Below are 12966 nucleotides of genomic sequence, written 5' to 3'. Positions count from 1 at the left end.
ACACCTTTAGGAGCGAGAGTCGGCTAAGCCGCCGCCGGCTCGCACTCAGTCTGCGGACGGGTTTGCGGTGCTCCGCTGACCACTTGGCGAATCGCTTCCTGCGCCTTGAACGCCAGCATTGCGCGTTCTTGCTGCTCACATGCAATCGGCTCCAGCAGGTGTATCTCAACCTGTGCCTGCTCGTGAGCAAACAAACGCAGCAAATGCGAGAGCAAGTCGTCATCGCCAATAAACGGTGCGATCGGATCGCTCTCGCCATTGCGCAAATAACGAATCGCCACCGGTTGCAACGCCACGTCACTGTCTATCGCCGCTGACAACAAACGGCCATGGAAGGTGCGCACTGAACGCCCGTCGGTGGTCGTGCCTTCCGGGAACATCAATAACGGATGCTGTTGCTGCAAATGACGACTCATCTGCTCGCGAATGGTCTGGCTGTCACCCGCGCCCCTGCGGATAAACAGGCTACCGGCCTGGTCCGCCAGCCAACCCGCCACAGGCCAACTGCGCACTTCGGCCTTGGACAGAAAGGACAGCGGCGTCAGTTGCCCGAGCAAGGCAATGTCGGTCCACGACACATGATTACTGACCCACAACATCGGCGTAACAGGTCGCTCGCCAACCACAGTGACCTGAAACGGCAGGGCATTGCTCAGCCGCTTCATGAAGAACTGTGTCCAGCGTTGGCGCCGATCCATGGCGCTGTTCAGGTGCAACCGATGGAGCAGGGCGAAAATACTCGCCATGCCCAATCCCAGGCTGACCACCGCCAACACCCGAACCACTCGCCCATACAGGCGCAGGCGGTTCATTACATGGCTGCCTTGAAGTGGCGTGCATAGCGCGGGCACAGTTCGTCGCGCTTGAGCAGGATAAAGACGTCAGCGACCTGGAAGTCTTCGTCCCAGCACGGCTCACCACAAATCTTCGCGCCCAGGCGCATGTAGGCTTTGAGCAGCGGGGGCATTTCGGTGATGACGTTCGCCGGAACGTCCAGCGCGGGCAGCGGTTTTTTCGGTTCGGCGCGCAAATGTTCAGTGCACAAGTAACGCTCGCGCAGACGCTGCATGATCGCCTGGGCCTGAATGCCACCGTCTTGCATCGGGATGCTCGCGCAGCCCATCAGGTAGTGGTAATCACCCTGGTTAAGGACTTCAGCCAACTCGCCCCACAGCACGGCGATGGTGCCGCCATTGCGGTAGGCCGGATCGACACAGGTACGGCCGATTTCAAGAATCGGGCCTTGCAGGTGCGCCAGGCCGTGAAGGCTGAATTCTTCTTCGCTGTAAAAATGACCGATGTTTCGCGCTGCGCTGTGGTCCAGCAAGCGAGTGGTCGCCACCAGCAAACCGGTGTTGAGGTCGCGAACCCCGATGTGTTCGCAATGCGCATCGTAGTCGTCGATGTCCAGGCCACAGTCGGCGCTTTTCAGTTTGGCGTTCAGTTCGCCACTGAAAACCCGGAAGCGCAAGGCTTGTGCCTCACGCAAGGCCTCTGGGCCAAGCAAGCGTTCAGCCTGCAGTCGGCGTTCTTGAGCGGTGTCGCGGATACGGGCGATCTGGGCCATTGCGAATCTCCGTGCAGGCATCAAGCCCGCCTTGTCGACTGAGGTGTGCAATCTCAGGCTAGGGAGCGCCAGTGTCATGACCATGACAATTGAGTGATGCTTGTATGACAGCGTCCGGCCAAGGAACTGGCGCGATGGACGAGTGCTCTAAAGCGGAGTAAAAAAATATGCCCGGACGGCGCTAAAGCACTCACACTAGAGGCCGTTTACCTGCCGATGAGTTTTTATGTTCAAGACGTTTTTATCCGCCGCTGGTGCGTTGCTATTAACCCTCGGGGTAAGCCTGTCGGCTCAGGCCAGTTGGTACCTGGACGGTGAGTCATCACGGCTTTCATTTATCACCACGCAAAATGCCAATGTTGCGAACAAGCACCGCTTTCTGGTGTTGCACGGCAAAGTCGACCGCAAGGGCCACGCGCAATTGCGGATAGAAATGGATTCGGTCAACAGCGCGGTGCCTTTGCGCGATGAGCGCATGCGTGACCAGTTGTTCGATTTCAAGCATTTCCCCGAGGCGCAAATCACCGCGCAAATCAATCTGCAGCCCATCAACGAGCTGGCGCCGGGTGCTCAAGTGGAATTGCGCCTGCCGGTCACCGTGAGCCTGCGTGGCAAACAGCACACCTATGAGGCCGAGTTGCTGGCGACGCGGCTGGATGAGCAGCGCTTCCAGGTTGTAACCCTCGAACCGTTGATGCTTCAGGCTGAAGATTTTGGCTTGCAGCCAGAACTCGAAACCTTGCGTAAATCCGCCGGCTTGTCGGCTATCAGCTTTTCAGTACCGGTGAACGCGGTGCTGATTTTCACGGCTCGCTAAGATGGCGGGCGCGGTGTTCCCTTGGCACGGCGCCAACCAATTCAAGTTACTGATCGATGGCCCGCAGTTTTTCCCGCAGATGCTGGCGGCTATCGATCAGGCACAGGACCACATTGATCTGGAGTTTTATCTGGTCGAGGCCGGGCAGTGCGCTGAAGTCACGGTCCAGGCGCTGGAGCGTGCTGTGTTGCGTGAGGTACGGGTGCGCTGCCTGTTCGATGCCTATGGCAGCCTGGCGTTTACCGAAGCCTTGCGCCTCAGGTTGCTGGCAGCGGGCGTGGAGCTTCGCTTTTACAACCCGCTGAGCTGGCGTCGGGGGCTGAACAATTTGTACCGCGATCACCGCAAGCTGTTGCTGGTGGACCAGCAATTGGCGGTCGTAGGCGGGACGGGCATTACTGATGAGTTCTGGCAGCCTGCGCAAAACGTGTGCGACTGGCACGAGGTGATGGTGCAGATTGAGGGGCCGCTGGTGCAGGACTGGCAGATGCTGTTTGAGCGCCAATGGCGTGCCAACATCAGCCGCAAAGCCTGGAAGCCTGCCACCCACTTTGGCCTCGCGCGATTGCCCAAGGCGCCTCAGCAGGGCGAGGGCCTGGGCCGAGTGGCCTATGCCGATGCCCATCAGCACCGCGACATTCTGCAATCGCTGGTGCGGGCCATTAACAGCGCCCAGCACAACATCTGGCTGGCCACGCCTTACTTTCTACCTACCTGGAGTGTGCGGCGCTCGCTGCGTCGCGCGGCCAATCGCGGGGTCGATGTGCGGTTGCTATTGACCGGCCCCCGCACCGATCACCCGTCCGTGCGTTACGCCGGGCATCGTTACTACCCGCGGTTGCTCAAGTCCGGGGTGCAGATATTTGAATATCAGCCGTGCTTTCTGCACCTGAAAATGGTCCTGGTCGACGATTGGGTGAGCATTGGCTCGTGCAACTTTGACCACTGGAATCTACGTTTTAACCTTGAGGCCAACCTGGAAGCCATCGACCCGACGCTGACTAAAGCCGTGGCGGCCAGCTTTATGAACGACTTCGCGCAGAGCCTGCCGATCACCTTGCAAGCCTGGCAGTCCCGGCCATTGTGGGGGCGGGTCAAGCAGCGTATCTGGGGCTGGGTTGACCGGGTGGTGGTCAACCTTTTGGGGCGCCGCCGTTAAGGGTTGCCGCCTGAACACCGGGGCTGTTTGAAGAAAGCATGGCATTTTGTTGAACGCGCGGTTACATAACGTTGCAGAACGTGCAAAATCGAACGACTTCACGGGCGAATGGACAGCGTGAAGTCTGAATTTTTTGGAGCGTTGCGCATGACTTCTTCATTGTGGCTGGCCGTACTGGCGTCGGGCTTTATCTATGGCATCACTCCGGGCCCGGGTGTCCTGGCTGTGTTCGGCATTGGCGCAGCCCGTGGGCGTCGTGCGGGGGCCGGCTTCCTGTGCGGGCATTTGCTGGGTGATGTGATTTGGTGCAGCACGGCGTTGATTGCGATTGTCGGCGCGCGGGAGTTTGGCAGCACTGCATTCAACGTATTGGGCTTGATCAGCGGCCTTTACCTGTTCTGGCTGGGCCTGCGCGCCGTGCGTGCCAAGCGCAGCAGCGTGGCCGAGGAAGGCCCGGCCCGTAAGCCGTTTGCCCACGGTATTTTCTTCGGCCTGACCAACCCCAAAGCCTACCCGGTGGCCGTGGCGACTTTCACCGCGCTGCTGTCCGGGCGTGCCGAACTGCTTACCTGGAGCATGCTGCCCTGGCTCATCGCCCTGAGCTTTGTCGGCGGCGCACTGGCGTATGTGATCTTGATCGGTATCGTAGGTGCGGGTCATGTACGTGCGCTGTATCAACGCCATCAATTGCTGATTACACGTTTGTGTGGCGTGATGTTTATCGGCTTTGCCATCAGCGCGCTGGCGCATGCCTTGCCAGGGCTGGTGGGCAGCAACAAGTAAAGTGATCTGCCGGGAGTGCAGTCATGGGGCAACACAGGGATAGGGATGGATGTTCACGTTTAATCTCGAGGCATCGAGGGCTTTATGGACATCAAAAGATACCTGTCTCAAGCCAGTTTTATTGATCAGTTGCTGGATGCGGTCTGCGTCGTGGACCGCAAGTACCACATTGTTTATGTCAGCGCGGCCTGCCTGCGTATTTTTGGCTATGAGCAGGACGAACTGATCGGCCGTTGCATTATCGATCTGGTTCACCCGGTTGACCGTGAACGCACCGTGCATGCTGCCAATGACGTCAGGGAGGGCGACCCCCTGCCGAATTTCGAGAACCGTTATCTACGCAAAGACGGCAGTGTCATCCATATTTTGTGGTCTGCGCGCTGGTCAGAAGACTATCGACTGCACATCGCGGTGGCCCGTGACATTACCGAACGCAAACTGGCCGAGTCCCGTCAGTTGGCACTGTTTGCCATCTCCGAAGCCGCCCATGGGGCAGGGGATTTGCTGGAATTATTCAAGCGCGTACACGCGTTGATCGGTCAGTGGCTGCCAGCGATAAACTTTTCGGTCGCACTGTGTGATCAGCCGGATGGTTTATTGAGTTTTCCTTATCGGGTTGCAGAGCACGGTGATTGGCCGCTGGCCGAGGTGACGCGGCTGAGCCAGAACGTCACCCGCAGTGAGCAGATGCTACTGCACGCCGAGCAGGGTTCGGCGTCGTGGCTGGGCGCCCCGTTGGTAGCGCAAAACGGCATTATCGGTGCGGTGCTGGTCAAGAGCTCATTGGGCAGTGAGCCCTATACCGAGGCGCACAAAGAGCTGCTGCAGTTCGTATCCGCCCAGATTGCAGCGGCCATTGAAAGAAAAAAACTCCACGCTCACCTGCAGTTTTTGGCGCAGCACGATGCGCTGACCGGCTTGCCCAATCGCGAGTTTCTGTACGAACGTTTAAACAGCGCGCTGGCCCGGGCCAAACGCGAGCAGCAATATCTGGCAGTGCTGTATGTCGATCTGGATGACTTCAAACGGATCAATGACAGTTACGGACATGGCGTTGGCGACGTGTTGCTGCAACACGTGGCGCTGCGCTTAAAAGCCTGTGTGCGCGAAAGCGACACCGTGGCCAGAATGAGTGGCGACGAGTTTGTAGTGGTGCTTGAAAACCTCAAGCGGCCAGAAGACGGGTCGATCGTGGTCGAGAACATCCGCACTGAATTGAGCCAGCCCCTCTTGATTGAAGGGCAAACACTCAACACCCTCCCCAGCATCGGCATCGCCGTTTACCCCGAACATGGCGACGACGCCCGGCAACTGCTGCACCAGGCCGACACGGCCATGTACAGCGTGAAAAAAAGCAGCCGTTAACCCCTGCGCCTCGCGATCTTTTTAAACACCCAAAGATCGCGAAGCTCGCTCCTGCACATTGCTTTATTGCTTGAGGTGTATGTCTGCACACCACTCGATCTGGGCCCAGTCGATTTCAAGGCCTAAACCCGCATTGCCCGGTGCGGTGACTTTCCCGCGTGGATTGGTGCGGATCGGGTTGGCTGTGGCAAATTCGAACAGCTCATATTCGCACGCCTGCTCGAAGTAGCTGCTGGTTGGCTGCCCGAGCATCAGGTGCAGGTTGGCAGCTTGTGCAAGCGCATGGCCCCAGCTTTGCAGTTCGACCTGAATGCCATTGGCGGCGGCGTTATGGATGATTTTAAGCGCGGGTGTAATGCCGCCGCAGGTCATCACGTCAACCCGTACCCGGCTCCAGCAGTGTTGCCGAACGGCAAAGGCCACCAATCGATAGTCGGTAATGGCATTGCCGGCCGCCAGCACCGGCACATTCAGCCGCGCCGTCAGTTGCTGATAGCCGGCGAGGTCATAGTCATCCAGCGGCGCTTCAAACCAGGCGTAACCCAGCTCACCCAGTACCCGGCCCACTCTCAGCGCCGCGTTCAGGTCATAACGCTGTTCTACATCCAGCATCAGCGCCAGGCCTTTATCGGCATGTGCACGCTGCACCTGTTCAATCATCTCCAGGTCCCGTGCCGGGTCGCACCAGCAGTGAAACTTGATTGCCCGATAGCCTCGCTCGGCCAGTTGTTGCACGGCCTCGACATAAGCGTGCGGCGTCGCCAGCACCGGAGTGCTGGCATAAGCGTCAATATGCTCGCGGTAACCGCCGAGCAGCTTGAACAAGGGCTGCCCGGCCGCTTGTGCGGCAATATCCCACAACGCAACATCAATCAGGGCTTGAGCTTGCGCCGAACGCGCATACGCCTTGGGATGAAAGTGCAGCCACAGTGCTTCGCGATCCAGTGCTGAGCGGCCGATCAGGTCCGGGATCATGTCGCGCAGCGTTTCAGCCAGTACAGCATCGCGATGATGCGAGGTGTAAGCATCCGTGGCCGCGCTGCCCACCACGCCATCACGGGTGGTGATACGAATAAACGTATGCGTGGTGCACGGCTCGGGTTGTTCCGGGGTCCAGGTAGAGCCGCGTACCGGCGGCGTGCAGGCAAAGACTTCAACGTGTTCAATGATCAGATTCGTCATGTCTCATCTCCTGGATTCAGCGGTGAACGCGGTAGCGCTCAATCATGGCCTCGTCCAGCACCACGCCCAGTCCAGGTGTATCGGGCACAGGGACCTGGCCGTCATGCAGTGGCAACAGGTTTTTCACCAACCCCCGGAACAGCGGGCTGTCACTTTGTGAGTACTCGATCAGTTCACCGAATTCGCTGGCGGCGAGAAAGTGCACCGTGGCCGCCAGCAAAATTCCGGTGCTGAAACCGTGAGGGACCAATTGCGCGCCATGCAGTTGTGCCAGCTCGTAGATGTGGCGCATCTCGCTGATACCGCCGCAGCGGGTAATGTCGGGCTGAATGATCGCGGGCCTTGATGCTTCGAGGAAGTGACGGAATTCATGGCGTGTGGCCAGGCCTTCGCCGCCGGATATGCGCATGCCCGAGCGCTCAGCCAGATACGCCAAGCCGCGCGTATCGTCGGAGGGCAGGGGCTCTTCGATCCAGTTCAGATTGAACTCACGCAATGCATCACATTGCGCCAGTGCGTGCGGGTAGTTTCGCCAACGGCCCACCAGGTCGATTTGCAGTTGCACATCGTCACCGATTTCTTCCCGGATGACTCGCAGCAATGCCTGGTCTTTGCGCAGGTCCTCGCCAAACCCGGCGCCACCCAACTTGATGCTGCGCAAACCCTGGGCCAGCAACCCCCGCACAAGTTCACGGTTACCGGCTTCGTCGGGCCTTGGAATAAACGTGCCGTAAGCCGGGATGTGCTCACGGTATTTTCCGCCCAGCAACGTGTGCACCGGCACGCCGTAATGCTGCCCGGCAAGGTCCCAGAGTGCGATGTCCAGTGCACTGATCGCATGAATCGCTGCCCCGCGGCGGCCCATGTATTCGGATTGGCGGTACATCTTCTTCCACAAGCGGTCGATTTCCAGCGGGTTTTCGCCCAGCAGTATGTCGCGCAAACCCTGACAGGTTTCGTGGGAGGCCGGGGTTTCGATCAAGGCTTTGACCACCGCCGGGGAACTGTCGGTTTCCCCGACACCGATCAGCCCGGTGTCGGTATGGATGCGTACGATCAACGCATCCTCACCCCATTCGCAGGGTTGATCGAGCGCAGGCACGCGCAACCAGATGGCTTCTACATCTATGATTTTCATGGCTGTATTTCCAGAGTCGGTACAGCACCGTGGCGTTGGTGGGCACGGGCGGCGCTTGCTTGGGCGGCATCCATGGTGGACAGGCGTTGGCTCTGTTCTTCGATCAGACTGGCGGGCATGGCGGCATAGTCTTCACGCAGCCATTTCAACAGGCCCCAGATTTTTACGAACAGGATAAAAATGAACGGGATGGCGGTCAGGATCACCGCTGTTTTCAAGGTGTTGAGTGAGGCGTTGATGTACAGCATCGCCAGTGGCAACGCGGCCAGCAGCAGGCACCAGAACAAACGCAGTGACGGCGCCGGGTCCTGGCCTTCGCGCAGATTGCGGGTGCTGGTTGCGGCAACGGTGTAGGCCACGGCGTCGAGGTGCGAGGCCAGGAAAACCAGCATCAACACGAAGTAGATGACCGACAGTACTTTGCCAAAAGGCAGGCTGTTCAACAGTAGCGAGACTGCCGCTTCGCCACCGGCACCGCTGAGCATGGCGGGCGCGTTGACCACATCGGTGATGAACTGGTGAATGGCAAAACTCTGCAGGCTGCCGAAGAAGAACCAGCACCCGCCGCAGCCCCCGAGGATCATGGCCATGACCACTTCCTTGATTGTGCGGCCCTTGGACACACGGGTGACGAAAATGGCCACGCCCGGCGCATAAGTGATCCAGTACAGCCAATAAAACACCGTCCAGCCGCGAGCAAATTCGCCGTTACCGGTTGGATCCGTGGCCAGGCTCATGTGGATGAAATTTTGCAGTGTCAGGCCAATAGCGTTGGCGGTGTTATTGATGCTGAACAGGGTTGGCCCAAGCAGCAATACAACCAGAGCGAAAAGCATGGTCATGCCGCAGGCCAGCTTGGCCAGGCGCTGCATGCCGGAGCTGATGCCGATCCAGGAACTGAGCGAGAACACCACGGTGACTAACATCACCAGACAGGCCTTGAGCAAAAAGCCGTCAGTCAGGCCGGTCAGATCGGACAGCCCTTTAGCCACGGTCGACGCGGTGAGGGTGGTGGTCAGGACCAGCCCGCCGAAGGTGGCAAACAGGAAGATCAGGTCGATGATTCGTCCCACCGGGCCGTGGGCCTTGAAGCCGGTAATCGCCTCAATAATGCCCGCCAGGCTCAGGCCTTTGTTTTTGCGGACATGGAAGTGGTACGCCATCGCCAGCGAGGCAATGCCGTAGATCGCCCAGGGGGTGATGCCCCAGTGAAAGAACGAGTACGCGATGCTCATTTCCAGCGCTTGCTTACTGGCGGAGGCAATGTCCAGGCCCGGTGTGAGGTAGTAATACGCCCACTCCATAAAGGCCCAGTACATGGTTGCCGAGCCGAGCCCTGCGCAAATGAACATGAAGATCCAACTGGTGTTTTTGTACTCCGGTTTGCCTTCGCCCAAGCGGATGTTGCCGTACTTGCTGAAGGCCAGACCGACGATCAGGATGACGCAGACAAACCCCAGCACTTGCACCAGTGTGCCGAAGGTCATGGTGGCGGAAGTGAACAGATGATCGGCCAGCACTTTGGCCTGATCGGGAAACATCATCAGGCCGATAACCGTCAGCGAAATCACCGCAATACTGGTGAAAATCAGGGTTAGGTCTTTCTGCGTGTTTTGCAGCATATTGAGTCCCAACTATTGTAATTATTGGATAGGCCCCCTTTATTTTCGGGGTCTGCGGCTAATGTAGGCAGGCTCTCGCGCAGAGAGAATCGCGATTTAGTAATGGACTGATAACGACCTCTTATGAATAAGTTCACAGAGCGTTTACCCCATCTCACGTTATTGCTGGCCTTTAAAACAGTGGCCGAGCAGGGCAGCTTTACGCGCGCGGCGAATCTGCTGCATTTGTCGCAATCGGCGGTCAGCCAGCAGGTTGTGAAGCTGGAAGAGGTTTTGGGGGTGCCCTTGTTTGTGCGCTCCACGCGCACCGTCACGCTGACCAAGGCGGGGGCAGCATTGCTGAGTGATATTCGCGGGCCTTTTGAGCAATTGGTTGGCGCGTTCGAAAAGTGTGCCCGGCAAGCAGCACCTCCGGTGTTGTACATCGAGGCGGAGCCGGTGATGAGTGCGTTTTGGCTGACGCCTCGGCTTAAACACTTCACTCGGCGTTTTCCGGCGCTGCATATTCAGCAGTTGCTTAGTACTCAGCGGGTCGAATTTCCCGACGAAGTCGAGTTGGCCATCAAGTGGGGGACCGCTGATTGGCCTGGTTTTGAGGCCGAGTACTTGATGGGGCTTAACTATGTACCTGTGTGTTCACCTACGCTGGCGCAAGCCATCCATACACCGGCCGACCTGGCAAGTCAGCCGTTGTTGCACGACCGGCATTACCACGATTGGGAGAGCTGGCTGGCGCTTTACCCGCAGGCGGATTTGCAGGTGCGCACCGGGCATGTGGTGACGGACTCCAACGTGCTGGCGCAACTGGCGATCGAGGGGCATGGCGTGGCTTTGTGTGCCATCGAACTGTGCGAGCGGGCCGTGCGCAATGGAGAGTTGGTGATTCCGTTTCCTCACCTGAGCATGCGGCACAAGCTCGCTTATTACTTGCTGACGCAGCGGCAAAAAGGCGTCAGCGAAATGACCCGTCAGTTCATTGAGTGGATCAAGGGTGAAGCGCAAGGCCATTAATCCTCCAACACTGGCGTGTGAACGTGGGTGACGTTCACACGCCACTCCCGGTTAGAACTTGAACGTTACGCCCAACTCGGCACTGCGGGGTGCTCCCAGAAACACCTGCGTCGATGAATAGCCGGAATACTCACCATAGAACGCGTTGGTGAGGTTGCGGCCGCGCAAGGTCACGGTGGCGTTTTTCAGCTCATAACTGATCGATGCATCCAGCGTGGTGTGGCCCTCCACAAAATAGGTGTTGGCCGTGTCGGTGTAGAACCCGCTGGCGTGCTTGACGAAAGCCCCAAGCGTCACTGGCAAGGTGTTCAAACGGTACAGCACGGCGGCATTGGCGGTGGTGTGCGGGACGTTGACCGGGTGGTTGCCGGAGCGATCCGCGCCGCCCGCTTCGATCAGTTCGTCGTAGCGCGCATCCACCAGCGAAACCCCCAGATCGAGCTGCAGTTGCGAGGTCAATTGGGTCGATGTGCTCAGCTCAATGCCCTTGGAAACCTGGCTGCCCCCTTGAATGGTCAGCGTCGCGTCGTTGGGGTCGCGGGTCAGAATGTCATTGAGACGAATCCAGTACAGCGAGCCCAGCACCGTGGTACGCCCGTCAAAGGCACTGGCCTTGAAGCCGACTTCCACTGAACGCCCTTTGGACAGGTCGAAGCCGCCATTGGCGGTCGAGATCAGCAGCAAGGACGACACCGGTGTCACGGCCGTTGAGTACTGAGCGTAAAGCTGCACGTCAGGCGTCAGGTTATACACCGTGCCCATGCGCCATGAAAACGGCCGGTAGGTCGGGGTGAATGACTGCCGGGTGCCCAGGTTGAGATCGGTGATGGCACGACGCAGGTCGATGTCTTCGTAGCGCACGCCGCCGACCCATAACCAGTCGGGTGTCAGGTTGAAGGCGTCTTCGGCAAACAGCGCGGTGGTGTCCATATTGGACTGATACACCACATTGTTACCGGCGCCGGGCCAGTTGTTGCTGTCGCTGGACGGGAAGCTGCCGACATCCGGGTTGTGCGGGTCAACCGAAGTAGTGGTGCCGTTTTGTCGGGGGTTGCTGAAGCGGGTGTAGTTAAATTCGCCACCGACCGTAAACCGGTTACGGAAATCGCCCAGCAGCGTGTCGTTAGTCGCGCTCAAGCGTTCGCTCCAGAACTGATGATCGTGGCTGATGCGCTGGTCGGTGCGGTCCAGCAGTCCGGTGCTGCGGTTGTAGGTTTGCTCGCCCGAGAGGAAGAAATCTCGCCTTGCGGTGTAGTAACTGGCCAGGTTGTTGAGCGACCAGTCATCGTTGAGGCGGTAATCCGTGGTCCAGCGCAACGCAGTACTGCGGGCCCCTGAGTGCGCGCCGTCCGGGCTGTAGTTCAGGTAGCGGGCCGATTTGTCGATGACCAGGCCATAAGGGTTTTTGACGATACCGCTGGCGTGGCCCGCCGCGGAAGCGGCCACCAAGGGCGAGCCTTGGTAGGCCGAGTCGTAGGAATCGTCGAAATGGTCGATGGCAAACAGCATCGACAGGTCGTCATTGGGGGTGTAGAGCAGGCTGCCCGTCAGGCCCAAAGCGCTGGTGTTCTGATGATCGATGTCGTACAGGCTGTCGGAACTCAGCGAACTGATGTCCGCCCGCACGGCCACGGTGTCGGACAGCGGCTGGTTGACCCCGATCGCGGCACGCCGAGTGTTGAAACTGCCAGCACTGAACATGCCGTCCACGTGCTGGCCATCCAGGCTGGCCTTGCGCGTAATCATGTTCACCGCGCCGCCCAGCGCGCCTTCGCCAGACAACACCGAAGACGGGCCCTTGAGCACTTCGACACGCTCGTAGTTCCAGGTATCGACATCACGGGTGACAAGGGTCGAGGAAGCCACGCGCACTCCGTCTTGCATCACATTAATTGCACTGCCACTGAAGCCGCGCATTGTCAGTACGGCCGGGTTGCCCGGGACGTTGCCGACCGTGGCGCCGTTGATGTCGGAAAACACCTCTTTGGTGGTGCGTAGGCCTTTGACCTGCATGTCTTGCTGAGTTTTGACCTCGACCGTGGCCGGGGTTTCGCGGGCGGTGAGGCCCAGTCGGCTGCCGGTGGTGTTCTGCTCATCCAGGTGCAGCGGGTCCTGCAGCGGGGAGAGCGCGGTGGCGTTGACCTGTAACGCCTCGAGGACCACGGGTGTGGGGGCGTCGGCCAGGGCCGGGAGTTGCCAAATGCTGGCGCTGGCCAGCAGCAACGGTTTGATCGGCAAGCCGGTACGTTTCAACAGGGCGAGCAAGTGCCCTGACGCCACAGGCGCCATTTTTACAATGTGTTCAGACATGTTTTCACCACA

The 12966-nt window shown here is 59.0% G+C and carries 11 protein-coding genes; 5 read left to right on the top strand and 6 right to left on the bottom strand.

Annotation, left to right across the window (positions count from 1 at the left end):
- Positions 1-23 precede the first annotated feature (23 nt).
- Positions 24-812 carry a lysophospholipid acyltransferase family protein gene (locus TU84_RS06170; protein WP_048368052.1) on the bottom strand — a complete coding sequence of 263 codons (789 nt, stop codon included), beginning with the start codon at positions 810-812 and terminating at the stop codon, positions 24-26.
- Positions 812-1567: an L-ornithine N(alpha)-acyltransferase gene (gene olsB, locus TU84_RS06165; protein WP_048368051.1), complete on the bottom strand. Its 756-nt coding sequence runs from the start codon at positions 1565-1567 to the stop codon at positions 812-814. The genes TU84_RS06170 and olsB overlap by 1 nt, the downstream gene beginning before the upstream one ends.
- Positions 1568-1793: 226 nt before the next feature.
- Here olsB and TU84_RS06160 point away from each other — a divergent pair, with 226 nt between their 5' ends.
- From TU84_RS06160 to TU84_RS06145, 4 genes are all read left to right on the top strand, one after another.
- Complete coding sequence (locus TU84_RS06160; RefSeq protein ID WP_048368049.1) at positions 1794-2384, top strand: YceI family protein; 591 nt, start codon at positions 1794-1796, stop codon at positions 2382-2384.
- Position 2385: 1 nt separating this feature from the next.
- Positions 2386-3543, top strand: a complete 1158-nt coding sequence (locus TU84_RS06155) for a phospholipase D-like domain-containing protein (RefSeq protein ID WP_048368047.1) — start codon at positions 2386-2388, stop codon at positions 3541-3543.
- A 147-nt stretch (positions 3544-3690) separates the two neighbouring features.
- Complete coding sequence (locus TU84_RS06150; RefSeq protein WP_048368046.1) at positions 3691-4326, top strand: LysE family translocator; 636 nt, start codon at positions 3691-3693, stop codon at positions 4324-4326.
- An 84-nt stretch (positions 4327-4410) separates the two neighbouring features.
- Positions 4411-5691 carry a GGDEF domain-containing protein gene (locus tag TU84_RS06145; protein ID WP_048368044.1) on the top strand — a complete coding sequence of 427 codons (1281 nt, stop codon included), beginning with the start codon at positions 4411-4413 and terminating at the stop codon, positions 5689-5691.
- Between the two features lie 63 nt (positions 5692-5754).
- Here the strand turns inward: TU84_RS06145 and TU84_RS06140 are convergent, their stop codons facing one another.
- The 3 genes from TU84_RS06140 to TU84_RS06130 are packed head-to-tail and all read right to left on the bottom strand — an operon-like array spanning position 5755 to position 9633.
- The gene (locus tag TU84_RS06140) at positions 5755-6873 is read right to left on the bottom strand and encodes a mandelate racemase/muconate lactonizing enzyme family protein (protein WP_048368042.1); all 1119 of its coding nucleotides are present in this window, start codon (positions 6871-6873) and stop codon (positions 5755-5757) included.
- Positions 6874-6889: 16 nt separating this feature from the next.
- Entirely contained in the window at positions 6890-8011 is a 1122-nt protein-coding gene (locus TU84_RS06135) for a mandelate racemase/muconate lactonizing enzyme family protein (RefSeq protein WP_048368040.1), read from the bottom strand.
- Positions 8008-9633, bottom strand: coding sequence for a BCCT family transporter (locus TU84_RS06130; RefSeq protein WP_048368039.1), 1626 nt, complete (start codon positions 9631-9633; stop codon positions 8008-8010). Before TU84_RS06130 ends, TU84_RS06135 begins: the two co-directional genes overlap by 4 nt.
- 123 nt (positions 9634-9756) lie before the next feature.
- Between TU84_RS06130 and TU84_RS06125 the strand changes: the two genes are divergently transcribed.
- Positions 9757-10644: a LysR substrate-binding domain-containing protein gene (locus TU84_RS06125; RefSeq protein WP_048368037.1), complete on the top strand. Its 888-nt coding sequence runs from the start codon at positions 9757-9759 to the stop codon at positions 10642-10644.
- Positions 10645-10695: 51 nt separating this feature from the next.
- Here TU84_RS06125 and TU84_RS06120 read toward each other — a convergent pair whose 3' ends face one another.
- Positions 10696-12954, bottom strand: coding sequence for a TonB-dependent receptor (locus TU84_RS06120; protein WP_206541190.1), 2259 nt, complete (start codon positions 12952-12954; stop codon positions 10696-10698).
- Positions 12955-12966: the final 12 nt, after the last annotated feature.

It is taken from the genome of Pseudomonas helleri, from assembly GCF_001043025.1.
GTDB lineage: Bacteria > Pseudomonadota > Gammaproteobacteria > Pseudomonadales > Pseudomonadaceae > Aquipseudomonas > Aquipseudomonas helleri.
This window is presented reverse-complemented; position numbering and strand designations above follow the sequence as displayed.

Coding starts and splice junctions, on each gene's coding strand:
- TU84_RS06155 (WP_048368047.1), top strand. CDS start 2,386: ATGGCGGGCGCGGTGTTCCCTTGGCACGGCGCCAACCAATTCAAGTTA.
- olsB (WP_048368051.1), bottom strand. CDS start 1,567: ATGGCCCAGATCGCCCGTATCCGCGACACCGCTCAAGAACGCCGACTG.
- TU84_RS06150 (WP_048368046.1), top strand. CDS start 3,691: ATGACTTCTTCATTGTGGCTGGCCGTACTGGCGTCGGGCTTTATCTAT.
- TU84_RS06145 (WP_048368044.1), top strand. CDS start 4,411: ATGGACATCAAAAGATACCTGTCTCAAGCCAGTTTTATTGATCAGTTG.
- TU84_RS06140 (WP_048368042.1), bottom strand. CDS start 6,873: ATGACGAATCTGATCATTGAACACGTTGAAGTCTTTGCCTGCACGCCG.
- TU84_RS06170 (WP_048368052.1), bottom strand. CDS start 812: ATGAACCGCCTGCGCCTGTATGGGCGAGTGGTTCGGGTGTTGGCGGTG.
- TU84_RS06135 (WP_048368040.1), bottom strand. CDS start 8,011: ATGAAAATCATAGATGTAGAAGCCATCTGGTTGCGCGTGCCTGCGCTC.
- TU84_RS06130 (WP_048368039.1), bottom strand. CDS start 9,633: ATGCTGCAAAACACGCAGAAAGACCTAACCCTGATTTTCACCAGTATT.
- TU84_RS06125 (WP_048368037.1), top strand. CDS start 9,757: ATGAATAAGTTCACAGAGCGTTTACCCCATCTCACGTTATTGCTGGCC.
- TU84_RS06160 (WP_048368049.1), top strand. CDS start 1,794: ATGTTCAAGACGTTTTTATCCGCCGCTGGTGCGTTGCTATTAACCCTC.
- TU84_RS06120 (WP_206541190.1), bottom strand. CDS start 12,954: ATGTCTGAACACATTGTAAAAATGGCGCCTGTGGCGTCAGGGCACTTG.